Source organism: Flavimaribacter sediminis (assembly GCF_019492055.1).
Taxonomy (GTDB): domain Bacteria; phylum Pseudomonadota; class Alphaproteobacteria; order Rhizobiales; family Rhizobiaceae; genus Flavimaribacter; species Flavimaribacter sediminis.
Genome location: NZ_JAICBX010000004.1, coordinates 484,815 through 509,066 on the forward strand (window position 1 = coordinate 484,815; position 24,252 = coordinate 509,066).

The window sequence follows — 24,252 nt, forward strand, 5'->3', positions numbered from 1 at the left end:
TCAGCGCGCCTTTGCCCGGTTGAGATATTTCACATAGATGTTGGTGATCGCCACCACCATGATGAGCACGATGTAGGCGAATGCCGAACTCAGGCCTGTCTGCCACTCCAGGAACGCCATCTTGTAGAGCCTGATCGCAATCAGCTCCGTTGTGGGCTGCGACGACAGGATGTAGGCGTGGTCGAACGTCTTGAAGGCTTCCATCGTCCTGAAAATGATCGCGATCATCAGGATTGGTGCGACCAGCGGGAGCGTTATTCGGAAGAATGTATAGAACGGGCCCGCCCGGTCTATCTCCGCGGCTTCGTAGAGATGTTTAGGCACTGCGGAGAGCCCGGCGAGCGACAGCAGCATCACGAAGGGAGACCACATCCAGATGTCGACGATGGCGACGGCCCAGAGCGCCACCTGGGGGTCGGCCAGCCACTCGAATTTGCCGAGGCCCAGGAAATAATTGATGATTCCGAACGAAGGGTCGTAAAGAAGTTTCCAGAAAAGGCCCACAACAGCCATCGAAAGCATCATGGGCAGCAGCAGCAACGTGGTGACAAGGCCTTTGAAGGGGATGGCCCTGTTGAGAAGCATCGCCAGACCGAAGCCGACGACCACCTGTCCGGTCACCGAGATGATTACGTACTTCGCCGTAATGGTGAAATTCCGCCAGATGAATGGATCGTTCAGCAGTTCGCGATAGTTGGCGAGACCGATCCAGTTGGCCGGAGCCGTCGTGGATGCCCGAAAATCCGTGAACGATGTCCACAGAGAATACAAAAGCGGGAATACGTTGAAGATTATGAGAAAGGCGATCGTCGGAATGATGAACAGATTTCGAATTGTGAGATCTGAAAGTCCCCGCGAAGCGGCGCGGCTATCCGGCTCCAGCCTTGTGATTACGTCTGTCACGATGTCGCTTTCTGGATGAAACAGTCGGCGGGAGCGCTCGCGCACCCGCCGGCGTGTCGGATTTTCGGATGGTTAGTCGGTTCGACCGTACTTCTTGAAGGTCTCTTTCCAGTCTTCCGCCAGCGCATCCAGGACTTCCTTGGCTGACCCTTCTCCTCCCACGACATAGGGATAGAGACGCTGGTTGGCCGCCGTCAGCAACTCGGCGTATTCCGGCACAGCCCAGAAGTCCTTGACCTTGAACATGGTCTGGTAGAACGCCTCGTTGTAGGGAGTGGCGTTGCGGAACTCGTCGCTTTCCAGCGTCTTCGCGTGGGCGGTGTATCCGCCGAGTTCAGCCCAGCGTTTCTGAACGTCGTCCTGGATAAACCATTCCAGGAACTTGTAGGATTCGTCGATATTGTCGGAATACGACACGATCGAGATGCCCTGTCCGCCAAGAGCAGCGAACTGGTCGCCGTCCGGACCGGCGGGATTCGCGAAGAAGCCCGTGTTCTCGGCATTCGGATTGGTCGCAGGATTAACCAGCGCCGGGAAGAATGCGAAGTAGTTCATGGACATCGCGGCCAGGCCTTCTGTGATAGCCTGGTTGTTTTCCACGAAGAACGTCTTCGACCAGCCCGGAGGCGTATACTGATAAAGCTCGCGGTAGGCTTCGAGCGCCTTGACAGCCTCATCGGAGTTCAGGATGCCCTCAACCTCATAGGTTTCGTAGTCGCCGAGATTGGCGCCGTAGGAAAACAGCGCGTTTTCCACGCCCATCACCAGACCGTCGTAGGAGTTGTCCGTGTATATGGCGATCCCGTAGCGATCCTCGTCCGGGCGGTGGAAGAATTCGGCGATATCGATCAACTGATCCCATGTCTGGGGCACAGCGAGCGGATATCCGTATTTCTCCTCGAAGGCTTTCATTTCCTCCGGATCCTCGAACCAGTCCTTGCGATAGGACCAGCCAACTGCGTCGCCCTCGGCCGGAATAGCCCAGAACTTGCCGGAATTGCCCGGATACTCTGCATAGTATTTCACGGTGGCCGGAGCCATGACGTTGCCGAGGTCGTGCTCCTTGAAGAACTCGGTCAGGTCGACATAATGGCCGCCTTCGGAGGCTGCGCCGAGCCACTGGCTGTCACCGACGATCATGTCGTATGCGTTGCCGCGAGCATTGAATTCCGTGAAGGCCTTCGTCTGGAAGTCCTGCCAGGGCGTGGTCTCTACGGTGACCATCACTCCGGTTTCTTCCTCGTATTCGTTGACAAGTTCCTGCAGATAGTTTGCAGGATCCCATTCCGCCCAGAAGATTGTCAGTTCCTGGGCATTTGCAGAAGGCGCCCAAAGCGCCAGTACAGCAGCGCCGGCAAGCAGCCGGCTGGTATATCGTCTCATTTCGATTTCCTCCCAATGTAATTGCCTGGCGGTCTCGGTTCCAGGAACCTTCAATCCATCCTCACCGCCTGTCGCTTCGGAAAAGTCACCGTTACGATAACAAATTTGGTATTACCAGATTGCCTTGATTGTCAAGGAGGTGTTTAAATCCTCCCAAACGGTTTTGATGTTGGATAGCCAATGTGTCTTTCCTCCAAAATAAACATTCTTGCTAGTCCAACCATGCCTCCGGACAGTGCGTGCGCCATCCCCGGATTGTCGCTGGAATGGCCAAAACTGGCCAGACCAGATTGCTCTATATCAAACATCGGCGTCCTCTTCCGCTTCGCTTTGGGCAGCCGTTATCATGGCCTGCGCCGCCCAGAGGGCCGTGTTGCGGGCCTCTTCGTCGTCAAGGCCCCATATGTCCTTCAGGACCACCATGGCTTCGATGCCGAAAGTCAGCGACAGAGCCTGGTTGAGGCGTTTGACCTGCGCCTCGGGAAGATCGAGCTCGCGTATTGCGCTGGCCAGGAGCTGTCGACGATGCCCCCGGCCCAACGTGGTGTCCGCGCCATCGGTTTCGAGCGACTGGCGAAGAGCGGCCCGGAAGGTCGCCTCATGCTCATAGAGCCTGGGGAAGGCCGTCGAGAAAAGCGAGTCGATGCGGTCTCGTCCCGTTGCGCCGTCGTCCCAGTCGAGAATGGGACCAAGCGCTTCTGCGACCACCGCGCGAAGCATATCCGCCCGTGTCGGAAAATACCGGTAAGCCGTCGACCGCGATACGCCGGCTGCTTCAGCCACTTCGCTGACAGAAGGAGACAATCCGCGTCGCATCATGTCGTTCGCGGTGTTCACCATCAGAGCCCAGGTCCTCGCCGACGCGCCCTTGAGCGCAGTCGGAGGGTCGCCGGTTTCGTTGCGTTGACGTGGGACATCCATCCCAATATGGTACTGCAGTCCCATTTTTGGTCAAGTGGGTTTTTCAGCAGGCCGCAATCAGAATGGCCGTCGGGTTCCGGGAGGAGTGCGCATTGCGCGTAGTTCATGTTGTCGGCACAGCCGACACCAAGGGAGAAGAGCTTGCATACCTGCGCGATCTCATCGTTGCTGCTGGGCAAGAAGCCGTAATTGTCGATCTGGGTATAAGATCCCCGAGCATCCTGACTGACATATCCGCGAATGACGTCGCATCCTGCCATCCAAATGGTGAAGACGCCGTATTGGGAGCCGACGACCGCGGAACCGCCGTATCGGAGATGGGAAGAGCATTCGCGGAGTGGTGCCGGCGCCATGCCGGGGAGATTACCGCAATCATCTCGGTCGGCGGCGGCGGCGGAACGTCAATTGCTTGCTCAGGCATGCGGGAACTGCCTTACGGCGTCCCGAAATTCATGGTCTCGACACTCGCCTCGGGCGACGTGGCGCCATATATCGGCACGTCCGACATCATTATGGTTCCCTCTATCACCGATATTGCCGGGCTGAACCGCCTGAGTCGGGTGATTCTTTCGAATGCCGCCCATGCGTTGGTCGGAGCGGTAAATTCTCCGCCAGCGGTGGTGGATGACGAAAAGCTCGCAATCGGTCTGACGATGTTCGGCGTGACCACACCTTGCGTCACCGCCATTACGGATCGGCTGGGTTCGCGATACGACTGTCTTGTATTCCACGCGACCGGAACCGGCGGACGTTCCATGGAGCGACTGCTTGAGCAGGGTTTCATTTCCGGTCTGGTCGACATAACCACGACCGAGATAGCCGACCTGCTCTTCGGCGGTGTCCTCGCCGCAGAGCCGGATCGACTGAATGTAGTGGCGCGAACCGGCGCACCCTGGGTCGGTTCGGTTGGCGCGCTCGACATGGTAAATTTCTGGGCTCCGGAAACGGTTCCGGAACGCTTTCGGGACAGGAAGTTCTACCGACACAATCCGAACGTCACCCTGATGAGGACAACGCCGTCGGAAAATGCGGAAATGGGGCGCTGGATCGCCGATAAACTCAATAAATGCGATGGTCCCGTGCGGCTGCTGTTACCTGAAAAGGGCCTGTCGGGACTCGATATCGAAGGCGGCGAGTTCTGGGACCCACAAGCTGATGCGGCCCTGTTCGAAGCCATTCGCGACAGCATCGATGATAAGAGCCGCCTGGTTTTCCTGCCTTGCCACATCAATGACCCGGAATTTGCCGATGCGGCAGCCGAGATATTTCAGACGCTGATGGAGACCTGATGACTGCGATCTCACGAAGGACCATACTTGAACGCTTCCGGTCGATGATCGGGGAGGGCGTGCCGATTATCGGTGGCGGCGCAGGCACCGGTCTGTCGGCCAAGTCCGAGGAAGCCGGGGGCATCGACCTGATCATTATCTACAATTCAGGCCGCTACCGTATGGCTGGCCGGGGCTCTGCCGCCGGTCTGCTCGCCTATGGCAACGCCAATGAAATCGTAAAGGAAATGGCATTGGAGGTCCTGCCGGTCGTCAAGCACACGCCTGTCCTTGCCGGCGTCAACGGCACCGATCCATTCATTCTCATGCCGCAGTTTCTCAAAGAACTGAAGGATATGGGTTTCTCCGGCGTGCAGAATTTCCCGACAGTCGGCCTTTTCGACGGCGCGATGCGGCAAAGCTTCGAGGAGACTGGCATGGGATTTGGTCTCGAGGTCGACATGATCGCGATGGCGCACAAACAGGACATGTTGACGACGCCGTATGTTTTCAACGCTGAGGAGGCCGTCGTAATGACGAAGGCCGGCGCGGACATAGTGGTGGCGCATATGGGCGTGACAACGGGCGGCGCCATCGGCGCCACGTCGGCCAGGAGCCTCGACCAGTGCGTTGCCGAAATCGACGAGATCGCCGCCGCTGCGCGCAGTGTTCGTGAAGATGTAATTCTGCTTTGCCACGGCGGCCCGATCTCGATGCCGGAGGACGCCGCCTATGTGCTTTCGAACGCTGACAGGATCCACGGCTTCTATGGCGCATCGTCGGCTGAAAGGCTGCCGGCCGAACGGGCGATCGCAGACCAGATACGAGCCTTCAAGGCGGTCAATGTTAAGGGAGGAAAAGAATGACGGACGTGAAGGATCTTTTCAAATATCCGCGCGATGTCGACGCCTACGGTTTCGACTGGGGACAGCTCTCCGTGACGCTCGGACCGAAAGTGAACGATGCAAAGCAGTTCTCGGCGGCCGTGGTGACAGTGCCGCCGGGGCAGGGACATTCACGACACAACCATCCCGGCTCCGAGGAAATCATCTTCATCCTCAAGGGAGAGGGCGAACAAATGATCGAGGATGAGACGGGCGCTCCGCATACCGAAACAGTCTCTGCCGGATGTTCGGTGTTCATTCCCGAAAGCCGATTCCATTCGACGCTTAACACCGGTTCGGAAGAGATGCAGATTTTCGTAGTGTATTCGCCTGCGGGTCCCGAAGAGCTGTTGAAGGAAATGCCAGATTTCCACCTTATTCCAGCGAAAGTCTGAACAATGGATATTAATTCTACCGACACTCTGCCGTACGATTTCAACCATTTGGACGATTTGATGGAGGAGGCTGGCATCGACGTCCTGCTCGCCACATCAAAGCACAATGTCCAGTATCTGTTGGGCGGGTACAGATTCATCTTCTTTTCGGCGATGGACGCTATCGGACACAGCCGCTACCTGCCCATCATCGTTTATGTCAGGGGCGCACCGGAAAAGACCGCTTACATAGCGAACAGGATGGAGGGGATGGAGCATGCCAACAATCCGTTCTGGACCCCGCATTTCAAGCCGGTCGCATGGGGGTCGACTGACGCGATGGCCGATGCGATTCAGCATCTGAAATCGGCGGCGCCCGCATCGCCGCGGATCGGTATTGAGCCTGGTTTCTTGCCGATTGACGCCGCCCAAAATCTGGTCGCGGCCTATTCCAACGCGCCTCTTGTGGACGCCTGCGGCGTTCTTGAACGACTGCGTGCTGTGAAGACGCCAGCCGAACTCGCCCTGTTGAAGGACGCCTCGGAGCGTATCGGCCAGTCCATGCAGGCGACCATTACAGCGTCTCGCGAAGGGTCGACCAAGCATGAGATTATCGAAAGACTGCGGCAGGAGGAGACCGGTCGAGGGTTGCAGTTCGAATATGTTCTGTTGACGCTTGGCGCCTCTCACAACCGCGCTGCATCCGGCCAGTCGTGGGCCAAAGGAGAGGTTCTTTCCATCGATTCCGGCGGCAATCTCGATGGCTACATCGGCGACATCTGTCGTATGGGCGTTCTGGGCGAGCCGGACTCGGAACTGGAAGATCTCCTGGAGGAAATCGAAACCATTCAGCAGGCGGCGTTCTCGAAGGTGCGCGCCGGGGCTCTCGGCGGCGACCTGATTGAAGCCGGACAGCAGGCGCTGGCGAAGCAGCCGAACCGTAACAGCACGGATTTCTTTGCTCATGGAATGGGCGTCATCACACACGAGGCGCCTTTCCTCATGACCAATCATCCGGTTGCCTATGAAGGCGTTGACGCCGACAAGCCGCTGAAAGCGGGCATGGTCCTTTCTGTCGAAACGACGATGCAGCATCCGAGCCGGGGCTTCATCAAACTGGAGGATACGCTGGCGGTCACCGAAAACGGTTTCGAGCTCTACGGGAGCGAAGGCCGTGGATGGAACCGCGGCGATACGGCGTGAGCAAAGCGACCGCTTTCCACGCATAAACGTTCAAGAGAGGAGAATATCATGAATGGCAAACGCATACTCATGCTGATTGGCGAATATTCGGAAGAATACGAAATCTTCGTCGTGCAGCAGGCGCTGGAGGCCTTGGGCCATACAGTCGATATCATTTGTCCGGAGACCAAGAAGGGCGATCGGGTGACCACCAGCGTCCACGATTTCGCACCGGGCATCATGACGTGGACGGAGCACAAGGGTCATGCAATCGAGGTGACGCAGGACTTCGACGCCACCACAACCGAGAGCTATGATTCCGTGTATATCGCCGGCGGTCGCGGACCCGAGTATATCCGCACCTACGAGCGGGTCCGGGAGATCGTCCGCGAGTTTCACCGGGATGACAAACCGATCGCCGCAATCTGTCACGGCGTGCAGGTATTGGTCGCCGTACCGGAGGTCATTGCCGGCAAGCGGATTTCCGGTTTGTTCACGACGCAGCCGGAGATTGCCTTGACCGACGCCACCTATGTCCCGATCGGAGGCAAGGAGGCCCTGCGTGACGGCAATCTTGTGACCGCCGAGGGCTGGACGGCGCTCGCAGCCTTCATACGCGAATATCTCGTCGTACTGGGCACCGAAATCGTTCACCACCCAATCGGAGCTTCAGGCGATATGGCTGCCGCCGAATAGACGACGATGCTGTGCAAATAAGCGATCGCCGGCTGCAGAACATCGACGCAGCCTGAAAAAGCGAGGCGGCGCGTGCGCCTGAAAACTGCGCGCTATTTTGGGGATTTTGCTCCGTGCGCGACATCGTTGCGCCGGACGGCGATCCGAAGAACAGGATACGTGATTGCTTCGCATCGACACCCACAGCGGCTGGGCGTCTGAACCCGCGTGGGCTGACGTTTAGGTCAATCTCTAAAGTACCTCTTAGAGGTCACCTTACCGGTTTCGCCATCGAAATCGATGACGAGATTCGATCCGTCGAAGCCGTTGCTGTAGCCGATGTAGATATCGTCTCCGTCTTTGTCGTAGCCGAAGCGGTAGCCGAACCAACCGGACGATTTATCGTCGCGACCTTCGGCGAAATCATCGAGCGCTGAGATAACCTCTTCGCGATCCATGACGACGTCGATGGTCTCGGAAAGACGCTCTACTGGGTTTATGTAGAGAATCTGTATGGTGAAAAATACACTCAAGAAGCCCGCCGCCAGGATCGCAACGATCGCTCCAACCACAAGAAACAACCGTCGCAATATTCTGATCATGAAGACGGCTCCGGTTTAACGTCTTCCGTCACAGCCGGACCGTCCGGAATATGGTCGCGCGTATCGCCGACCGCGCCCGACAATATAACCAGCAGTGCGATCAGGCCAACGAGCGGCGGCAGATACCAGCTGGCAAGAAGCCGGGTCGCGACGAACCGGCCGCCCAGGATCGGCAGCTCATAGACCATGACCCGGTGAAGGCCGAGGATCGACCAGGAAGTGAGCAGCGCCACCATCTGCGGTTCGCCGGCGCCGCCCTGCCACACCAGCAGCGCCAGCGGAAACGACACGAAGGGTCCGCCGGGAAGAAGCGCGCCGATCGCAGTCGCGGTCGCCATTCCGATGAGCCCGGTGTCGCGACCGAGAAGCTCCGCGATCAACGAACTTGGAAGCAGCGCGCCAAGAAGTCCGGCGGCGATCACGGCGACCGGCAGCCGGATCAGCAGCGGCCTGATCTGCCGTCCCGTCGCGCGAAAGACCTCGGGAATTTTCCCGGGCGAACGTTGCGCGAGCACTGCGAGCAGCGCCAGCGAAATCGCCGCCAGTATGTAGAATCCGAACCCCATCTAACCGATATCCGGGCGTATCGAGGGAAAGCGGCGCACCAGCCACCGTGCGGCGAAGCCGGCGATGATTGGCGCGGGCAGGCTGCAGAAGAAGCGCAGCATCGAGAAATCAAAGCCCATGAAGGGCGCCTCCCAGACGAGCAGCCGGTTCAGCCCGATGGTCGCCCAGGCCAGCAGAAACGCGATCATGCAGCCGATATCCGCGCCGGCCGCAATGAAGGCGAGCGCCAGCGGAAAGGAGGCGAAGGGACCGCCAGGCATGATCGCGCCGATGATCGTCGCTCCGATCAGGCCCTTGAGGCCCGAACTCTGGCCAAGCCATTTGCCGACCGTGTCTTTCGGAACCATCACGCTGACAAGGGATGCGAGAAACAGGCCGACCGCGATTTGCGGCAGCAGTCCGACGGCGAGGAAAACGGATTCGGACAGCGACTCGACGACCGCATCCGACCCGCGCTGCATCGCCAGCGTAATGGCCGCGATGACGCCAAGCGCGGCAAAGAACAATGTCATCTTGTCGAAGAGGCCGCCCTGTTTTGCTTTCTTGCCGCCGCCTTCCGGCGGGTCTGCGTTGTTTTCGGCGGGCGTGGGCGGTAGGGACGTGTCTTCAGCCTGCTTGTTCATGCCGTGAAGGAATCTCCGGATGACGCGTGTTCACGTGATGTCGGAGACCCTTATGCGACTGTCGACGGCAATATGCAAATCAATGCAGGTGGATATGATTGATATGTTAAGCAAATACGACTTGATGAGATTGCAACGCATCCTGAAAATGTCATTGAGGGTGGAACGAGCGCTCCAACCGGTGAAGGTAGCGTCGGGGGCAGGCGTCTGGAATCGGAGGCGCGATCAACAACGGATCATCACAAGAGCGTAAGCGACACCGAGCGCAATTCCAGTCACGATCAGCGCGATCAGCAGACCTGCGGCGAACCAGAGACCGTCTCGAACGCCCAGTCCGAGAGCCAGCAACGCGATGGCGAGCGCTGCAGCATCCGCAAAAGCTGGGAGAGACGCTTGGTCTGGCGCGGTTGCGAATTGCGTCCCGTGAGCCGTTATATGCGGGCGTCCGTCCGTGCAAGACGCTCACTGCGGTCTCTCCGCGGCCTTGCCTGCAGCGGTTCTGTCGCGATGATCCCGCCACACCGAATAGACGACGCCGCCGGCGAGAATCGAAAGCGTGACGCACAGTGAAATCCAGGCTGGAATCGACTCAAGGCCCAGGAGGCTGGATGTGAGCACCTTGGCGCCGATGAAAACGAGAATCAGCGCAAGCGCTTGAGACAGATATCTGAATCTCTGAAGCAGCGGCGCGAGGGCGAAATACAATGCGCGCAGGCCGAGGATTGCAAAGATGTTCGAGGTATAGACGACATACGGATCCGTGGTGATCGCAAAGATCGCGGGTATCGAATCGACGGCGAATATGACGTCAGCCGTTTCCACCATGACCAGCGCCAGGAACAGGGGCGTGAGGTGATATTTCAGCTTTCCGCCGGCGTCAGGCAGGCGCACGACGAGTTTGCCGTCATGCAGTGCCTCGGTCACTCGAAAATGACGATAAACCCAGCGAAGCAGGATGTTCGATCCCGGATCATATTGCTTGTCGCCGGAAATCATCAGCCGAAATCCGGTGAAAACCAGGAAAAAGGCGAACACGTCGAGCAGCCACTCGAACCGCATCACAGCCGCTGCGCCGGCTCCGATCATGATGCCGCGCAAAACTATTACGCCGGCGATGCCGTAGATCAGAAGCTTGTGCTGATAGGGACGCGGGATAGCGAAATATCCGAAGATCATCGCGATCACGAAGATGTTGTCCATGGCGAGGCTTTTCTCGACCACGAACCCCGTCAGATAATCGAATGCGGCGTCGCGTCCGAGCGCATAACCGATCCAGAGCGAAAATGCGATTCCGATCGAGATGTAGAACGCCGACAGATACAGGCTTTCGCGAAATCCGATGTCCCGCCGCCCGCGGTTGATGACGCCGAGATCAAGCCCCAGCAGCACAAGAACGAGCACGAGAAACGAGAGCCACATCCACAAGGGGTAGCCGAACGCGTCGACAAGCATGAGACCCACTTCAAGTCACCTCCATTGAGGCAGCTCTTTGAGCGGTCTTGTTGCGTCAGATCCGTGGGAGCTGGCCGGAGACGGCGGTTGCGCTCCGACGCAGGTTCAGATGGGATGAGCATTGAGCGTGCGCAAGGGAGGCCCCGGTCAATATTTTATTCGACCCTCCGTCTCGGCAGACGGAGGGCTTGCCCATGCGAAATGTTACCGGGCGCTCGCCACCTCGTATTCCGAGGAATCGAGCGAGCCGTCAGCATTCGTGTCGGCCGCTTTGAACCTGGCTTCGTCCATTTTCATTCCGGACGCTGCTTCGTCCATGGATATGGTTCCATTGCTGTCAGCGTCGACTGATGCGAAACCGGCGCCGTTGTTGCACCCGGCTGCCGCAACGATGCCAATGAGGGCGCACGCCACGACGTATCTGTTCATGATAGTCTCCTGTTGATGAATGCATCGGCGCGTCGCCGAAGCAGCAGGATTTCCGGAGCGCACGATGGCGGAACTGTGGCGGAAAACGCCTGGCAAATAGGAAGTCGGATGCAAATTGGGTTACAGCCGATAACGATTGCTGAACCCGGGATCTGTGCGAAATATAATTTTGCGCTCGGACCTGTTCGGCCACCAATCGGCCGCAATCGCGGCGATGATTCCGTGCCTTGCTGCGGCAATCAAGCCGCACATGTCCGGAGTTTCATCCAATGCATTCCCGTCTCTCGGGTTTGTTCCGTCTGCCTCCCTTGCGTTCCGCCGAAAACCGTATCGTAGACGCAAGCCGCATGTTCGGTGTGGTTGCAGCCACGCTCTTGCTGCTTGCGGAGATCACCGGAGTGTCGTTCGCGTTCGTCTGGGCGGTTTCCAACTACCTCTACCTGTCGCACGACATCAAGATGACGCTCTACGCCCTGACACTCGCGGGGGTGGCGTGGTCCTCCGCCTATATCTGGATCGTCGTTTTCAATTCGGAGACGTCCCCGGACGAGTGACTGGTCAAACAGCGCCCGCCTTTCTGAGATCCTTGCGCTCCTTCAGCAGGTCCAGAGAGAGCACGAGCGCAGCCAGGCAGGGAATTGTCGCGCCAAGCGCGAGCACCATAAGTGTGCCGCGCGCGCTGTAGGCTTCGATCAGGAATGCTCCGAGCATGGGCGCCGCGGCGGCGGCGATCAACATCGGCGTCGCCAGCTGTCCCATGATGCGCGGATAATCATGGGGGCCGAACAGCGCGAGCGGCAGCGAGCCGCGCGCGATCGACCACAGTCCGTTGCCGGCGCCATAGGCGACAAGAGCGGCGGCGGCGGGCAACTGGAAATAAAGGCCAATGAAGCCGACAAGTGTAAGCGCTGTCGACGCGATCATTGTCCAGATCGCGTGATGGCGTCCGCGCCCCATCATTTCGAGGATCCGGGCGCCCACCTGCGCCGGCCCGATCAGCGTGCCGAGACCGACGGCCGCAGCCAGGGCGTAGCCTTCCGCTGTCAAGATGGTGATGAGATGGATGGACCAGATGGAAGCAAGCACAGACAGAACCGTCCCGGCGAGCGCAATGCACCAGAAACGCAGATCGAAACGGCCGTTGACGCCGCGCGATCCGCCGCTGGCGGATTCATCGTGGCCCGTAGCCGTGCTGACGCCGCGGGGCAGGGCAAACCAGCACAGCGGCAGCGTCACGGTGAGGTGCAGAAGCGCATAGGCGAAACAGGCCATGCGCCAGCCCACGCTCTCTACAAGAAAGGCGGAGATCGGCCAGCAGACGGTGCTCGCGAAGCCGCCCCAAAGGGTCAGGATCGTGATTGCCGAGCGTGCGCCGCTTCCATAGTGGCGCCCCAGCGTCGAAAAGGCGGCGTCATAGAGGCTTGCCGACATGCCAAGGCCGAGCAGCGCCCAGGCGAACAGATAGACGGGAAAGCTATCGGCCAGACCGAGAACCGTCAGTCCCGCCGAAATCATCACCATGCCGGCCACCAGCACTTGCCGGCCGCCACGGGCCTGGATGATCCGGCCTACGCGGCGTGCCGCAAGGCCCGAAACAAGCAGTCCGAGCGATATGCCGGACGTAATTGCGCCGGGGCTCCAGCCGAAATCCGCGCTCATCGGCCCTGCCAGCACCGCCATCAGATAATAGGTGCTGCCCCAGGCGAAAATCTCGACAATGCCGAGCGCGGATATCGTCCCTTGGCGTTCGGACAGGATCATGAATGGGCGGTTTCCTTTACGGTGTTTCCGGAGCCGCATCCGCAACCGGACAGGCCTTCCGCTTTTGCCTCTTCGTCTGCGACGCAGCAAGCGGTTTCGTCGGCTTTCGGCGCCCCGCCGCAACAGCCGGCCGCATCGCTATCGGCCAGGGGCAGTGGGTCGGAACTGCACACGCCGGTTTCGGGAAGTTCCAGATGTACCTCGCGCGCGGCGTCATGCTCGCCCGCCAGTTCGCAGACGATCGACCGGACCTGCTCATAGCCGGTCGTCATCAGGAAGGTCGGCGCGCGGCCGTAGCTTTTTGCCCCGGCGATGTAGAAATCCTGTTCCGGATGCGCCAGTTCAACCACGCCATGCGGCCGCACAGTGCCGCAGGAGTGCTGGTTCGGGTCGATCAGCGGCGCAAGCTGCGGAGGCGCTTCCACCGCCGGATCCAGCGACACGCGCAGTTCTGCAAGCGGCGTCAGATCCGGACGGAAGCCGGTGGCCACGATGATGCGGTCGACGCCGAAACTTACGCTTTCGCCGTCTTCCATCCCGTCGATCTGCAATGAGCCGTCCTCGGATGCTATACGGCGCACGCTGAAGGGAGAGCGCAGCGTCACAGCGCCGGAGCGGATAGCCTCGACCGCCCGCAAACCCAGTCGACCCCGGCCGGGCAGGGCGTCATTCAGGCCGCCGCCGAGCAGCCGTCCGATGCCGCCGGAACGGGTCGCCCAGGTGACGCGGGTTTCCGGCGCGTTGTCTTTCAGGTCGATGAGATCGAGCGCCGCGTTGATGGCCGAATGGCCAGAGCCAATCACCAGCGTATGCAGGCCTTCGTGGTCGCCACGCGCGTCGCCCGCAATGTCGGGTATGCCGTAGACGATGCGGTCGCCGTTCTCGATCTCGCCTTCAACGGGCAGTCCGTCGCGGCCGATCGGGTTTGGCTTGACCCAGGTTCCGGACGCGTCGATCACGGCTCGCGCCTGCGCGCGCCGCTGGGCGCCGTCCGCGTCACGCCACACGATAGTGAAGGGGGCTTCGTCGCGCCCCTCGGAATCGAGCTTGGAATGACCCTCGCGACTGATCGCGATCACCTCCGCTTTCAGCCGCAAATGCGGCGCGATGGCGGCGTGCGCGGCAAGCGGCGCCAGATAATCACGGATGATTTCGCCGCCGGTCGGCAGATAGTCCGGGTCGGGCATTTGCCAGCCGTCGCGCTCCAGAAGCGTGCGGGCGGCGGCGTCGACATTGTATTTCCAGGGCGAGAAGACGCGCACATGCGCCCATTCGGCTATCGTCGCGCCGGCCTGCGCGCCGCGTTCGAAGATGAGCGGCTCGATATCGTGTGCAACCAGATGCGCGGCGGCTGCAAGCCCCACCGGGCCGGCGCCGACGATCGCTACGGGAAGAGTGCTTGTCGAGGTCATGTCTAGTCCTTCCATATTTCCGGAATTTTCGAAATAAAACTCAAATTTTAGGTGACCGTTTCCGTCCGCCGAACCATCTTGACGGCAGGCGGAAGGCAATTGCCTTCATCGGCGCAGCATTCATTGACCAGAAAGCCGAGCAGCGCGTCCATGGCGCTGTATTCGGCGTGACAGATCAGGCTGGTTCCGGCGCGCTCCTGCCGCACAAGCCCCATGTCGATCAGCCGCTTGAGATGATGCGACAGCGTCGAGCCCGGCATGTCCATGCGCTCCTGAAGCTGGCCGACAGCCAGCCCCGCACGGCCTGCCCGAACCAGTGTCCGGTAGATCGTAAGACGAGACGGATTGCCAAGCGCTTCGAGCTGGCGTGATGCTATTTCGATATTCATGGAAATAGAAATGCTCCCGAGCTGTCGATATGTCAAGCGCTATTTCCAAAATAATGGAAATAGCTTTGCTTAGTCACAATGCACGTCGAACGTGAACGTGATCGTCTGACCTTCGATCACACCGACGAGAACACCGCTCGCGCCCTTGAATACACCGGTTCCGCCGCTCACTGGTCCGCGGAAGCCACTCAGGCTCGGGTGGCTCGTTTCACCCGCCGTTTTTGTTCCTCCACCAATGGTGTTGGAGTAAATTTCTCCGTCTTCGAACAGGAAGATCCACTGGATGGAGGTCTGTGGCGCGCCGCCGGGAACGCCGTTCATGAGAAGCAGCGTTCAATGGGTTTCGCCAACGGGGTCGCCGTCGGCGTTCAGCAATTGCCGCGCGCCGATTCGGTAGTCGCCGACCCCAGGTCCGTCATTGTTGACGTCGATGAATTCGACAGCCCGCTTGCCGCCGTCGCTGACAACCTCGAAGGGTTCGCAGGCCATGCCGGCTGCCAGGCTTCCCACGGTCGTTCCAGCAAACATCGTCATTGTCATCAACAGTGTCGAAGCGGATTTCGAGCGTCCGCGCGTCATGGCGATTCTCCGGCGTTTCAAATTAGCGCGCCGTTGAAATACTCCTATCACGCCGCCCATACAACCGGGCGTTACAGGCAGAGCAGTGGCGCCTAGCCTTGTGAGCCGGCGGGTCGGCGTCCATTCAGTTGAAAAATCCGCCAGTTAAGCGCCGTCGCGAAGCCGACCCATGCGAGATAAGGCAGGAAGAGAAGGGCCGCCCATGTGGATGTCGGCGCCGCGGCAATGATGAAGGCCACGATCATCGCGAGCAACAGCAGGATGTCGTAAAGCGCCAGACGTATGTCCTTGCGGCCGAAGAAGAACCATGACCAGACGCCGTTCAGCACGAGCTGGATCACCCAGAACCACAACGCCGCGCCTGCGCCCTCCGCGCGCCAGACCAGCCAGCCGGCGATCGCGATCATGATGTAAAGTATTGTCCACGCGACTGGAAAAACCCGGTTGGGCGGGGTCCAGGTTGGTTTCTTCAGCGCTTCGTAGTGCGTGCCGGGACGGAAAAAAACGCCGCCGGAAGCAGCGAACGCCACGAGAATCAGGAATACGACGAGCGCCATTTGTAGTTTCATTCCTTTTTTAAATACTGGTAAAACACTTTCCGGATAATCAATCAAACGCAAACTTGAGCTTTCGGTTCCGATCTCAAACACGCACCGTTTCGCCAGCGAATAACACCATGTGATTTTTAGTATTGAATTGCAGTTTTTCGTCCTATCCACAATTTACGAATAGTTCCGTCTTACTTTCAACCTGATTGTTCTTTTGTATATATGTGAACGTAAATGGGGGGCCATTACGATTGGATATTCGAGGCGACAAACACGGACGCGTCAGGAGTTTCGTACGCGAGCGGCGGTTCGACTTCTATGTCTGGCGCGGCTCCATGATTCGCCGGTTCGGCGCGCCTGAAGAGGTCGTGTCCATCACCGGCACCGTCGGCAAGACGTCCGCGACAAACATGATCGCCGCCATTCTGGCCAAACGCGGCAAGGTTCACCTTGGCGTTGACGCCAATGCGCCACGCCCGGTTTCCCAGAAGCTGGCGCGCCTTCCATGGCGCTGCAAATACTGGGTGCAGGAGGCCAGCGGCTCCTATCCCGGGCAACTCGCCAAATCGAACAAATTCATGCGCGCGACGGTTTCGGTCGTCACCACCGTCGCCGGCGATCACATCAAGGCCTTCAAGGATCTCGACGACGTCGCCGTGGAAAAGGGGTCGATCGCGGCGAGATTGCCGAAGGACGGGCTGGCTGTCCTGAATGCGGATGATCCTCGCGTGCTTGCCATCCGGGATCGCTGCCGCTGCCGGATCGTGACGTTTGGTCACTCGGAAGAGGCCGATATCCGGATACTGGACTGGTCGGATGGTCTGCCGGACACCCTGCGACTGACAGTAACGGACGGAAGCGAAACCCGCGAAATCAGAACGCAATTCGCCGGCAGCCGTTGGCTCGTCAGCATTGGCGCCGCGATCGCGACAACCAGAAGTCTGGGTGTGCCGTTCGCCGAAATCTGCGAAACGCTGGAAGGTTTCGAGCCGTATCTTTACCGGGACAGCATTCATCACCTTTCGGACGGTTCCTATATCGTCCTCGATTGCTTCAAGAACGCCATGACAAGTTTCGAAAGCAGCATGGAGGTGGTGCGCGACAGCCGGTCTCCCCGCAAGATCGTGGTCGTCGGAACGCTGTCCGGCTACCGGGGCGACGCCAGCAGCAAATATCGCAAGGTCGCGCGACAGGCGCTTGAAGTGGCTGACGTCGTCTGTTTTTACGGCAAGCAATCCAAGCACGTTCGCAAACTCGTCGCGGAATCCGAAGGCCGGCTGCATATGTTTGATGATGTCTTCAATCTCAACCGCTTCATTGAAGACACAAGGCGGCCAAACGACCTCATTTATGTCAAGTCGACAAGGGCCGACCATCTGGAAAGGCTCTGGCATGATCGGGAAGAGCCGATCAGTTGTTGGATCGAATACTGCGGACGGGAAACCATTTGCCATTACTGCGACCTGTTGCGTGGCGATCGTGTGTTGGGCAGGGGCCTCGAGCACTCCGCGCCAGCCGATGCCGAAGATCGGAGCGGCGCGGCTTGAGCGGTGGTATGCGCATGGACGACGGCAGGCGAGGGAATTTTTCCATTCAAATGGTTTTTGTTGTGAAATGAAGTAAATGGAAGTTGTCTTGTTAAATAGCTTAATGGCGGCGGGCGAATTTGGAATCCGGCTCATATCGGTTTGCCCTGCGCAGTGTCTGTAAAGTGGCGAAACATCCGATAAAATGTTGAATTGGCCCATTCACGTCATCAATCTCGACCGTTCGATCGCCCGCAGGAACGCGATCGAGGAGGAGATGCTGCGTCTCGATTTTCCGTTCCGGCGCTTTTCGGCAATCGACGGCGAAGAACTGGATCGCACCCGGATGAGCGAGCATCCGGTCCAGCCTGAACGCGCAATCATCAAGAAACCGCTCACGCGCGCCGAAATCGCCTGCTACCTCTCCCATATCGCGGTCTGGAAGGAGATTGCGCAGGGAGACCACCCTGCCGCTTTTGTTTTCGAAGATGATGCGACATTTGGAGAAGACGCCGCCGCTGTCCTGAAAGAGATCGCTAGCCGCACGCCGGACTGGGACATATTGAAACTCTATTCCGACAAGACGAAGCACCTCTTCGACAGGGAGTTTCTCGGATACGGATATTACTATGGCGTGTCGCGTATCCTGCCCATGTCGACCATCGGCTATGCGATCACGAAACCGGCGGCTGCCTATATGGCGCAACGGGTCAGCCGCTTCTCGCTGCCGGTCGACATGGATATGAAGCAGTGGTGGAACCACGAGGCCTGCGTCAAGATCGTGCAGCCGTCCGTTTGCCAGCCGTCGGAAGCGCTGCAGACGTCGAGCGAAATCAACCAGGACCGTGAGAGTCTCTGGGCCGGCGGCGACATAAGCCGTTTCATAAGAAATACACGGTATCAGTGCGCCACCAAGTGGGCAGTTTTCCGGAACAGCCACATGCAGCGCCGGCGAGCGACCTGGCCGGTGGCTTCGCTCGCTACGGGCGAGCGGGAAACAGACGGGAACTAAAGGCGTTGACGGTTCCCGAGACGCAACTCGTCGATTCTTGGCGACCGTGGTGTCGCGAGGGGAAGTATGCGCTGGTGGACTATCCTGATTATCTGAACCCCGGCGACTGCGCGATATGGCTCGGCGCGTGCGAAATCCTTAGCCGGATTTACGGTCGCCCGCCCGACTATGCGTCCACGCTGCGCGGTTTCGACGCCAATCGCTGTGTCAGGGCGATTGGCGACGGCTCGGTATACTTTCTGGGCGGGGGCAATCTCGGCGCACTTTACGCCAAACACAACCGGATGAGGCTCGCCGCGATCCGCGCGGTACCCGGATGTCGCGTCGTACTGCTGCCGCAAAGCAACACCGGGCTCGACCGCGAGGGCGATCCGCTCGCTGCAGACATCCTTGAGACGCTGCAGTCCCATCCGGACCTCACATTGCTCGCCCGGGACGCCGCGAGCCAGCGTCTGTTCGGCGAGTTGATGAACACGGACATCGGGCTCTGTCCCGATCCGGCGAGCCTGTGCCTGCCGGGGCCGACAAAAAGCGGGAATGGCGTCGCCTGTATTTTGCGCTCGGACGGGGAAGCGGCCCTTGAACGCGCCGGGGACGACGGTCTGGACGCATGGGACTGGCCGGATCTGACCGCGCTCAGGCTCTGGAACCGGGCGGGCAAGCTCGTCAACGCCTTCCCCGAACCGCAAATGCGCTGGCGCATCAGACAATTTACAGCCCGGCAAAAGGTGGATGCAGCGCTCCGCGCGCTCGTGGACAAGCAAACCGTAATCACGGACCGGCTGCACGGCGCGCTGTTCGCGGAAGCGCTCGGCAAGCGGGTGATCGCCATCGACAATGCGACGGCCAAGATCTCGTCCTATTATGAGACCTGGCGGGACTATTATCCCGGTATCACGCTTGCAAACTCGCTTTCCGAAGCGCGCGGTCTTGCCGGGTCGCCGGGGTAGGGATCAGGCTTCCACCGCCACGTCGAGCGCAAGCTCCGCCAGTTCATGCAGAGAGCTCTGCCGCGCCGCGGGGTCGATCTCCTCGCGCGTGATCAGGCAATCGGAAACGGCGCAGATCGCAAGCGCCCGCGCGCCGAACCGGGCGGCGAGCGTGTAAAGCGTCGACGCCTCCATCTCGACGGCCAGAACATTATGCTCTGCAAGCGTGCGATAGGTTTCCGCCGGATTGTCGTGATAGAAGACGTCGCCCGACACCAGTCCGCCGACATGGTGTTTGAGGCTGCGGTTCTCCGCCTTTTCGACGGCGCTGCGCAGAAGGCCGAAATCGGCGAAAGGCGCATAGGTGTAGGGCGCGAAGACGGATATGTTCATGGCGCTGTCGGTCGAGGCGGCGGCGCCCAGCACGATGTCGCGAACCTTGACCTTCGTCGTCAGCCCGCCGCTGGTGCCGACCCGCACCAGCGTTTTCACGTCATAGACAGTGACCAGTTCATGCACGTAGATCGCAGTCGACGGCTGCCCCATGCCTGTCGCCTGCACGCTCACGGGCTTGCCCTTCCATGAGCCGGTAAAACCCAGACAATTGCGGACGGAATTGACGAGCCGCGGCGCATCCAGAAAGGTCTCGGCGATCCATTTGGCGCGCAAAGGGTCGCCGGGAAGCAACACCGCTTCCGCGTAATCGCCGCTGTTTGCTTCGTTGTGTGGGGTCATTTGCTGGCTCTCGTTCGGTGGAATCTGACTTAAGGCCTGATTATCACAGCTCCCCGCATTTGTGATTACCGCCATTGTCGCTCTTGTAATTTAACGCTGCGAGATGCTAGAACAAATACGGAACATTCTGATTTCACTGATTGGAATGTTCGTGTTGCCGCCGGTTGAGAAGGCGTATTCGCTCAAAACAGGCGATTCCCGAAACAAAGCCAAATCGGACAAAGGCCGAATTCCCGAAACAAAGCCAGAATTTATTAATATAATAAAAACAATGGCTTAATTGAAATTGAGGCGTGCCAGTCTGGTGACCGCTGGCCGAGGCCTATCGAAATTGCAAAGCCGAGGCGCCATATCGGGTGTCAACCTGGAGGCGAGGCAGGAACATGACACGACAGACAGTGCACAATCCCGACAATGAACGGCACTACATGCAACTCGATGGTCTCACGCAGACGCTGCGGATCGTGCTGGACGGTTTGCTGATCGCCGAAACCCGGGAGCCGCTTCGGCTTCTGGAAGTGGGAAAGGGGCTCTATCCGCCGCAATATTACATTCCGGAATCCGACATCGTGGCCCCCCTCGTGCAAACGGAGAAGTCGACCCATTGTCCGCTGAAGGGCGACGCCTCCTATTTCTCCGTGGTCGACGGCGCCGGGCATGTATTGGCCGAGAATCTGGGCTGGTCCTATACCGATCCGTTCGATTTCGCCGGCATGCTGGCGGGCCGTATCGCCTTTGACCCGAAACGCGTCAGCATCACAATCGAGGCGGAGTAATTCGCAAGAACGGGAGGGGGCATGAGAACGTTCGATGAATTGTATAAAATGGCGGCGGATCGCAAGGGCGGTCCGGAGGCTTTCGAGGCGACCCTGACGACGCCGAAGACGCCTGATGAACTGGCCGCCATACCGGACGACCGCTGGCTCTCCATGATGAGCAAATGCATCTTTCAGGCGGGCTTCAACTGGAAAGTCGTCGAGAACAAGTGGCCGGCCTTCGAGGAGGTGTTCCACGGTTTCGACGTAGCCCGCGCCGCTTTCATGACCGACGAGGACATCGAAACGCTGCTCTCCGACAAGCGCATCATCCGCAATGGCGCCAAGATTGCCGCAATCCGCGACAATGCGCAGTTCCTCGCCGACCTGGCGAAGGAACACGGATCGGCCGCCAGGTTCTTCGCAAAATGGCCGGACGAAGACTATGTCGGGCTGCTGGACGTGCTGAAGCTGCGCGGAACGCGGCTGAGCGGAAACACCGGCATGTATCTCTTGCGCTTCATGGGACGCGACAGTTTCATCCTGTCGCGCGACGTGGTGGCGGCGCTGGTGAGGGAAGGCGTGGTCGACAAGGCGGCGACGTCGAAGCGGGATCGTCTGAAAGCGCAGCAGGCGTTCAATCAGTGGCGCGAGGAGTCCGGCCGGCCTTTCACCCATATCAGCCGCGTGCTCGCCTGTACTGTGGGCGATTGAGCAGCGTTAATTGCCGCCAAGCAGGCGCAGAGCCGTACGGTGAAACATCGCCGCGCCGGTCGGAATGAGCTCGTCCGGAAAGTCGTAGTCGGGATTATGAAGCGCCGGGTGTTCCGCGCCGGCGCCGAGGAAAAACATCACAGACGGACATATCTTTCCAAACTCGCCGAAATCCTCCGAAAAACGCATCGGCTCTTCCAGATCGAAAAGCCTTAGGTCGAGTTCGCCAGCCGATTGCCGGATCATCTGCGTCAGGGCGCTGTCATTCACAGAGGCGCTGAAGACATCGTCGTAGTCGATATGCAGTTGCAGCCCGTGCTTTGTCGAAACCGCGCGCGCGTTCTCTTCCGCGCGGCGCACGAGCTGCGCCATCCGCTCATCGGTCAGGGTTCTGAGCGTTGCCCAGACTTCGGCGTGACCGGGCGAAACGCCAAACGCTTTTTCTCCCAGATGCGCATGCACGACCGTCACCAGAACAAAATCTTCGTCGAGCCGCGCTGAAGCAGACATGGCGTTCAGTCGCTGGATCAGGTCCGCCATGGCGACGGCTGGAGAGACGCCGGTTTCCGGCGCAGAGGCGTGCGCCGTGCGGCCTTCGAGAGAGATGCGCATGCCGCGGGAGGCGCAGGTTACAAATCCCGATTTCGCCAGGATGCTATGGCGCGGGTAGCCAGGAAAATTGTGCAGCGACAGCGCGAAGTCCGGAGCGATGGTTCCAAAGCGCGGGTCTGCGATGACGGCCCGCGCGCCCTTGCCATTTTCCTCTGCCGGTTGGAACAATAGGACGACGCGTCCCCGCGGAGGCTTTTCCCGCGCCAGCAGATGGGCCGTTGCGAGCGTTATCGCCATGTGACCGTCATGGCCGCACTGGTGGCCTTTGCCTGCGATGGTTGATCGGTGTTCGAGACCGGAAAGGTCCTCGATTGGAAGGCCGTCCAGTTCGCATCGGATCAGCACGGTCGTCCCTTCGCCGGGACCGGTGAAAATGGCGGCCACGCCTGCGCCGCCAAGGCCGGTCAGGATCGCGTCCGGCGCAAAGGCCTGCAAATGTCCTGCAATCGTTTCAGCGGTCGCGAATTCCTCGCCGGAAAGCTCCGGTCGGCGATGCAGGTCACGGCGAATGTCTCTGATTTCTCTGAAAGTCTGGTCCGGAAGGGTCATCGGGCAACAGTAACGCCTCAGCAGCGCAAAGGGCAAGAACGGTCAGTCCTTCTCCAGCCGCTTGATGATGCGATTGAGTCCGACCGGCGTCACGCCAAGATAAGCCGCCAGATCCTTCTGCGGAACCCGCTCGACGAGGCTTGGCATCGTCGATTTCAGCCACACGAACCGGTCCGCCGGCTTGAGCGTTAGGAAAACGCGTTCGCGCTCCTCCTTCTTTGCAGCGAAATCGAGCAGCAGCGCGTTCAGAACCCTGGCCCATTCGATGTGCTGTCCGGCGAGCCGCTCCAGTACACTGAAGTCGCAATGTTCCAGTTCGCTCGGCTCCATGGCTTCGGCGCCAAATCCCGCCGCCGCGCCGGATTGCAGCGTTGAGGAACAGGCGAAGAATTTTTCCTCCGCAATGAAGGATTTGATCCACTCTTCGCCGTCGGGCAGCGTGTAGACGAGTTTGATGAGCCCGCTGCGGACGATGAATATTCGACGATCCTGGTCGCCGGGCCTGAACACCGACGCGCCGGCTGCGACGCGCGACACCGAAAACGCCTCTGCAAAGACCCGCCAGTCGGGCAGGGGCCCCCGCGCGACGCGGTTCATCAATGCTTCCGCCGCCAAACCTGTCATCGATTAATCCTGGTTAATGCGGGACATTATGCGCTCCGGCACAAGGGACTCAGAAAATTGAGGAAACGGACAGCGCCGTTTCCGGAGACGGAGAGATGATCCTGTGACACAAGAAACGATAATCATTACCGGCGCAAGTCGGGGAATAGGCCGGGCTTTGACCGCGCTATGCCTTGAGCGAGGCCATCCGGTCGTCGCGGTCGCCCGCAACCTGGACGATCTTGAGCGCCTTTCGCCGTCCGGATCTCCGTTGCAATGCCATTCGGCTGACCTTTCAAACCCGCAACAGGCAGCGGCGGCGGGCGAGGCCATCGCCGCCGCCCTGTCGGATAGAGCCATACTTGTCAACAACGCCGCGACCCAGGACGATTGGCAATTCTTCGACGCGCGAAACACGGCCGATGCGCTCACGCGCAACGTCGCTCTCAATTTGACGGCGCCAATCCTTTTGACCCGCATTCTGTGCGGGGCGGCCTCAATCGACGCGGTTGTGTTCATACAGTCCTTGCTGTCGCTCGAGCCAAAGGGCTCGGCTGCAGTCTACAGCGCCGCGAAAGCCGGCCTCGGGATGGTCGCAAAGGCGCTGCGTCTTCAGTCGAAAGATGGAAAGATCAGGTTTCAGGAAGTGTATCTGCCGCTGGTCGACACAGACATGACGGCGGGCAGGGGGACCGGAAAAATCAGTCCGGAAGTCGCCGCCGAACAGATATATAAGGCCATCATGAGCGGTCGACCGCGCGTCTATGTCGGAAAGGCGCGATTGATGGCCGCCATCCACTGGCTGTCTCCCGCGCTGGCGGGCTTCATTCTGTCGCGCATGTAGCGCTCTGCCGGAAAATGGAAA

General features: G+C 59.5%; 29 protein-coding genes. 12 read left to right on the forward strand and 17 right to left on the reverse strand.

Annotated features, from left to right (window positions below; genetic code table 11):
- The 3 genes from K1W69_RS21325 to K1W69_RS21335 form a co-directional block, all read right to left on the reverse strand.
- The gene (locus K1W69_RS21325) at positions 1–906 is read right to left on the reverse strand and encodes a carbohydrate ABC transporter permease (RefSeq protein WP_220230604.1); all 906 of its coding nucleotides are present in this window, start codon (positions 904–906) and stop codon (positions 1–3) included.
- A gap of 69 nt (positions 907–975) precedes the next feature.
- On the reverse strand, positions 976–2,286 hold the full coding sequence (locus K1W69_RS21330; protein ID WP_220230458.1) for an ABC transporter substrate-binding protein: 1,311 nt from the start codon (positions 2,284–2,286) through the stop codon (positions 976–978).
- 300 nt (positions 2,287–2,586) lie between these two features.
- A complete protein-coding gene (locus K1W69_RS21335) occupies positions 2,587–3,207 on the reverse strand; it encodes a TetR/AcrR family transcriptional regulator (protein ID WP_220230459.1) in 621 nt (206 codons plus the stop codon).
- A gap of 92 nt (positions 3,208–3,299) precedes the next feature.
- Between K1W69_RS21335 and K1W69_RS21340 the strand changes: the two genes are divergently transcribed.
- The 5 genes from K1W69_RS21340 to K1W69_RS21360 are packed head-to-tail and all read left to right on the forward strand — an operon-like array spanning position 3,300 to position 7,611.
- Positions 3,300–4,496, forward strand: a complete 1,197-nt coding sequence (locus K1W69_RS21340) for a Tm-1-like ATP-binding domain-containing protein (protein ID WP_220230460.1) — start codon at positions 3,300–3,302, stop codon at positions 4,494–4,496.
- On the forward strand, positions 4,496–5,341 hold the full coding sequence (locus K1W69_RS21345) for a phosphoenolpyruvate hydrolase family protein (RefSeq protein ID WP_220230461.1): 846 nt from the start codon (positions 4,496–4,498) through the stop codon (positions 5,339–5,341). Before K1W69_RS21340 ends, K1W69_RS21345 begins: the two co-directional genes overlap by 1 nt.
- The gene (locus K1W69_RS21350; RefSeq protein WP_220230462.1) at positions 5,338–5,754 is read left to right on the forward strand and encodes a cupin domain-containing protein; all 417 of its coding nucleotides are present in this window, start codon (positions 5,338–5,340) and stop codon (positions 5,752–5,754) included. The genes K1W69_RS21345 and K1W69_RS21350 overlap by 4 nt, the downstream gene beginning before the upstream one ends.
- Positions 5,755–5,757: 3 nt before the next feature.
- Entirely contained in the window at positions 5,758–6,936 is a 1,179-nt protein-coding gene (locus K1W69_RS21355; protein WP_220230463.1) for a M24 family metallopeptidase, read from the forward strand.
- A gap of 48 nt (positions 6,937–6,984) precedes the next feature.
- Complete coding sequence (locus K1W69_RS21360) at positions 6,985–7,611, forward strand: DJ-1/PfpI family protein (RefSeq protein ID WP_220230464.1); 627 nt, start codon at positions 6,985–6,987, stop codon at positions 7,609–7,611.
- A 224-nt stretch (positions 7,612–7,835) separates the two neighbouring features.
- On the opposite strand, the gene K1W69_RS21365 is transcribed toward K1W69_RS21360, so the two are convergent.
- From K1W69_RS21365 to K1W69_RS21385, 5 genes are all read right to left on the reverse strand, one after another.
- Positions 7,836–8,192 carry a hypothetical protein gene (locus K1W69_RS21365; protein WP_220230465.1) on the reverse strand — a complete coding sequence of 119 codons (357 nt, stop codon included), beginning with the start codon at positions 8,190–8,192 and terminating at the stop codon, positions 7,836–7,838.
- A complete protein-coding gene (locus tag K1W69_RS21370; protein WP_220230466.1) occupies positions 8,189–8,758 on the reverse strand; it encodes a hypothetical protein in 570 nt (189 codons plus the stop codon). The genes K1W69_RS21365 and K1W69_RS21370 overlap by 4 nt, the downstream gene beginning before the upstream one ends.
- A complete protein-coding gene (locus tag K1W69_RS21375) occupies positions 8,759–9,382 on the reverse strand; it encodes a permease (RefSeq protein WP_258571248.1) in 624 nt (207 codons plus the stop codon). It abuts the gene before it with no gap.
- A 462-nt stretch (positions 9,383–9,844) separates the two neighbouring features.
- Positions 9,845–10,834, reverse strand: a complete 990-nt coding sequence (locus tag K1W69_RS21380; RefSeq protein WP_258571280.1) for a TerC/Alx family metal homeostasis membrane protein — start codon at positions 10,832–10,834, stop codon at positions 9,845–9,847.
- Between the two features lie 204 nt (positions 10,835–11,038).
- Positions 11,039–11,263: a hypothetical protein gene (locus K1W69_RS21385; protein WP_220230468.1), complete on the reverse strand. Its 225-nt coding sequence runs from the start codon at positions 11,261–11,263 to the stop codon at positions 11,039–11,041.
- A 269-nt stretch (positions 11,264–11,532) separates the two neighbouring features.
- On the opposite strand from K1W69_RS21385, the gene K1W69_RS21390 reads away from it, so the two are divergent.
- Complete coding sequence (locus tag K1W69_RS21390) at positions 11,533–11,817, forward strand: hypothetical protein (protein ID WP_220230469.1); 285 nt, start codon at positions 11,533–11,535, stop codon at positions 11,815–11,817.
- 4 nt (positions 11,818–11,821) lie between these two features.
- Here K1W69_RS21390 and K1W69_RS21395 read toward each other — a convergent pair whose 3' ends face one another.
- The 6 genes from K1W69_RS21395 to K1W69_RS21420 form a co-directional block, all read right to left on the reverse strand.
- A complete protein-coding gene (locus K1W69_RS21395) occupies positions 11,822–13,024 on the reverse strand; it encodes an MFS transporter (protein ID WP_220230470.1) in 1,203 nt (400 codons plus the stop codon).
- Entirely contained in the window at positions 13,021–14,436 is a 1,416-nt protein-coding gene (locus K1W69_RS21400; protein ID WP_220230471.1) for an FAD-dependent oxidoreductase, read from the reverse strand. The genes K1W69_RS21395 and K1W69_RS21400 overlap by 4 nt, the downstream gene beginning before the upstream one ends.
- A 47-nt stretch (positions 14,437–14,483) precedes the next feature.
- Positions 14,484–14,825: an ArsR/SmtB family transcription factor gene (locus tag K1W69_RS21405; RefSeq protein ID WP_220230472.1), complete on the reverse strand. Its 342-nt coding sequence runs from the start codon at positions 14,823–14,825 to the stop codon at positions 14,484–14,486.
- Positions 14,826–14,894: 69 nt separating this feature from the next.
- A complete protein-coding gene (locus K1W69_RS21410; protein ID WP_220230473.1) occupies positions 14,895–15,146 on the reverse strand; it encodes a hypothetical protein in 252 nt (83 codons plus the stop codon).
- Positions 15,147–15,158: 12 nt separating this feature from the next.
- Positions 15,159–15,404 (reverse strand): hypothetical protein, encoded by a 246-nt coding sequence (locus K1W69_RS21415; protein WP_220230474.1) that lies wholly within the window; start codon positions 15,402–15,404, stop codon positions 15,159–15,161.
- 92 nt (positions 15,405–15,496) lie between these two features.
- On the reverse strand, positions 15,497–15,961 hold the full coding sequence (locus K1W69_RS21420; RefSeq protein WP_258571249.1) for a TspO/MBR family protein: 465 nt from the start codon (positions 15,959–15,961) through the stop codon (positions 15,497–15,499).
- 242 nt (positions 15,962–16,203) lie between these two features.
- On the opposite strand from K1W69_RS21420, the gene K1W69_RS21425 reads away from it, so the two are divergent.
- From K1W69_RS21425 to K1W69_RS21435, 3 genes are all read left to right on the forward strand, one after another.
- On the forward strand, positions 16,204–17,499 hold the full coding sequence (locus K1W69_RS21425; protein ID WP_220230476.1) for a Mur ligase family protein: 1,296 nt from the start codon (positions 16,204–16,206) through the stop codon (positions 17,497–17,499).
- 184 nt (positions 17,500–17,683) lie between these two features.
- Positions 17,684–18,490, forward strand: coding sequence for a glycosyltransferase family 25 protein (locus tag K1W69_RS21430; RefSeq protein WP_220230477.1), 807 nt, complete (start codon positions 17,684–17,686; stop codon positions 18,488–18,490).
- 74 nt (positions 18,491–18,564) lie between these two features.
- On the forward strand, positions 18,565–19,440 hold the full coding sequence (locus tag K1W69_RS21435; RefSeq protein ID WP_220230478.1) for a polysaccharide pyruvyl transferase family protein: 876 nt from the start codon (positions 18,565–18,567) through the stop codon (positions 19,438–19,440).
- Positions 19,441–19,443: 3 nt separating this feature from the next.
- On the opposite strand, the gene deoD is transcribed toward K1W69_RS21435, so the two are convergent.
- Positions 19,444–20,154, reverse strand: coding sequence for a purine-nucleoside phosphorylase (gene deoD / locus K1W69_RS21440; protein ID WP_220230479.1), 711 nt, complete (start codon positions 20,152–20,154; stop codon positions 19,444–19,446).
- A gap of 383 nt (positions 20,155–20,537) precedes the next feature.
- Here deoD and K1W69_RS21445 point away from each other — a divergent pair, with 383 nt between their 5' ends.
- Both K1W69_RS21445 and K1W69_RS21450 read left to right on the forward strand, forming a co-directional pair.
- Positions 20,538–20,930 (forward strand): DUF427 domain-containing protein, encoded by a 393-nt coding sequence (locus tag K1W69_RS21445; protein WP_258571251.1) that lies wholly within the window; start codon positions 20,538–20,540, stop codon positions 20,928–20,930.
- A gap of 21 nt (positions 20,931–20,951) precedes the next feature.
- A complete protein-coding gene (locus tag K1W69_RS21450; RefSeq protein WP_220230480.1) occupies positions 20,952–21,623 on the forward strand; it encodes a DNA-3-methyladenine glycosylase I in 672 nt (223 codons plus the stop codon).
- A 6-nt stretch (positions 21,624–21,629) separates the two neighbouring features.
- Here the strand turns inward: K1W69_RS21450 and K1W69_RS21455 are convergent, their stop codons facing one another.
- The gene (locus K1W69_RS21455) at positions 21,630–22,784 is read right to left on the reverse strand and encodes an amidohydrolase (protein WP_220230481.1); all 1,155 of its coding nucleotides are present in this window, start codon (positions 22,782–22,784) and stop codon (positions 21,630–21,632) included.
- A 42-nt stretch (positions 22,785–22,826) separates the two neighbouring features.
- Entirely contained in the window at positions 22,827–23,408 is a 582-nt protein-coding gene (locus K1W69_RS21460; RefSeq protein ID WP_220230482.1) for a Crp/Fnr family transcriptional regulator, read from the reverse strand.
- A 103-nt stretch (positions 23,409–23,511) separates the two neighbouring features.
- Here K1W69_RS21460 and K1W69_RS21465 point away from each other — a divergent pair, with 103 nt between their 5' ends.
- Positions 23,512–24,231, forward strand: coding sequence for an SDR family NAD(P)-dependent oxidoreductase (locus K1W69_RS21465; RefSeq protein WP_220230483.1), 720 nt, complete (start codon positions 23,512–23,514; stop codon positions 24,229–24,231).
- Positions 24,232–24,252: the final 21 nt, after the last annotated feature.

Bases quoted from the DNA above. Each gene is read 5' to 3' on its own strand.
- K1W69_RS21330 (WP_220230458.1), bottom strand. From the start codon at position 2,286: ATGAGACGATATACCAGCCGGCTGCTTGCCGGCGCTGCTGTACTGGCG.
- K1W69_RS21335 (WP_220230459.1), bottom strand. From the start codon at position 3,207: ATGGATGTCCCACGTCAACGCAACGAAACCGGCGACCCTCCGACTGCG.
- K1W69_RS21345 (WP_220230461.1), top strand. From the start codon at position 4,496: ATGACTGCGATCTCACGAAGGACCATACTTGAACGCTTCCGGTCGATG.
- K1W69_RS21350 (WP_220230462.1), top strand. From the start codon at position 5,338: ATGACGGACGTGAAGGATCTTTTCAAATATCCGCGCGATGTCGACGCC.
- K1W69_RS21355 (WP_220230463.1), top strand. From the start codon at position 5,758: ATGGATATTAATTCTACCGACACTCTGCCGTACGATTTCAACCATTTG.
- K1W69_RS21360 (WP_220230464.1), top strand. From the start codon at position 6,985: ATGAATGGCAAACGCATACTCATGCTGATTGGCGAATATTCGGAAGAA.
- K1W69_RS21365 (WP_220230465.1), bottom strand. From the start codon at position 8,192: ATGATCAGAATATTGCGACGGTTGTTTCTTGTGGTTGGAGCGATCGTT.
- K1W69_RS21370 (WP_220230466.1), bottom strand. From the start codon at position 8,758: ATGGGGTTCGGATTCTACATACTGGCGGCGATTTCGCTGGCGCTGCTC.
- K1W69_RS21375 (WP_258571248.1), bottom strand. From the start codon at position 9,382: ATGAACAAGCAGGCTGAAGACACGTCCCTACCGCCCACGCCCGCCGAA.
- K1W69_RS21380 (WP_258571280.1), bottom strand. From the start codon at position 10,834: ATGCTTGTCGACGCGTTCGGCTACCCCTTGTGGATGTGGCTCTCGTTT.
- K1W69_RS21385 (WP_220230468.1), bottom strand. From the start codon at position 11,263: ATGAACAGATACGTCGTGGCGTGCGCCCTCATTGGCATCGTTGCGGCA.
- K1W69_RS21390 (WP_220230469.1), top strand. From the start codon at position 11,533: ATGCATTCCCGTCTCTCGGGTTTGTTCCGTCTGCCTCCCTTGCGTTCC.
- K1W69_RS21395 (WP_220230470.1), bottom strand. From the start codon at position 13,024: ATGATCCTGTCCGAACGCCAAGGGACGATATCCGCGCTCGGCATTGTC.
- K1W69_RS21400 (WP_220230471.1), bottom strand. From the start codon at position 14,436: ATGACCTCGACAAGCACTCTTCCCGTAGCGATCGTCGGCGCCGGCCCG.
- K1W69_RS21405 (WP_220230472.1), bottom strand. From the start codon at position 14,825: ATGAATATCGAAATAGCATCACGCCAGCTCGAAGCGCTTGGCAATCCG.
- K1W69_RS21410 (WP_220230473.1), bottom strand. From the start codon at position 15,146: ATGAACGGCGTTCCCGGCGGCGCGCCACAGACCTCCATCCAGTGGATC.
- K1W69_RS21415 (WP_220230474.1), bottom strand. From the start codon at position 15,404: ATGACGCGCGGACGCTCGAAATCCGCTTCGACACTGTTGATGACAATG.
- K1W69_RS21420 (WP_258571249.1), bottom strand. From the start codon at position 15,961: ATGGCGCTCGTCGTATTCCTGATTCTCGTGGCGTTCGCTGCTTCCGGC.
- K1W69_RS21430 (WP_220230477.1), top strand. From the start codon at position 17,684: ATGTTGAATTGGCCCATTCACGTCATCAATCTCGACCGTTCGATCGCC.
- deoD (WP_220230479.1), bottom strand. From the start codon at position 20,154: ATGACCCCACACAACGAAGCAAACAGCGGCGATTACGCGGAAGCGGTG.
- K1W69_RS21445 (WP_258571251.1), top strand. From the start codon at position 20,538: ATGACACGACAGACAGTGCACAATCCCGACAATGAACGGCACTACATG.
- K1W69_RS21450 (WP_220230480.1), top strand. From the start codon at position 20,952: ATGAGAACGTTCGATGAATTGTATAAAATGGCGGCGGATCGCAAGGGC.
- K1W69_RS21455 (WP_220230481.1), bottom strand. From the start codon at position 22,784: ATGACCCTTCCGGACCAGACTTTCAGAGAAATCAGAGACATTCGCCGT.
- K1W69_RS21460 (WP_220230482.1), bottom strand. From the start codon at position 23,408: ATGACAGGTTTGGCGGCGGAAGCATTGATGAACCGCGTCGCGCGGGGG.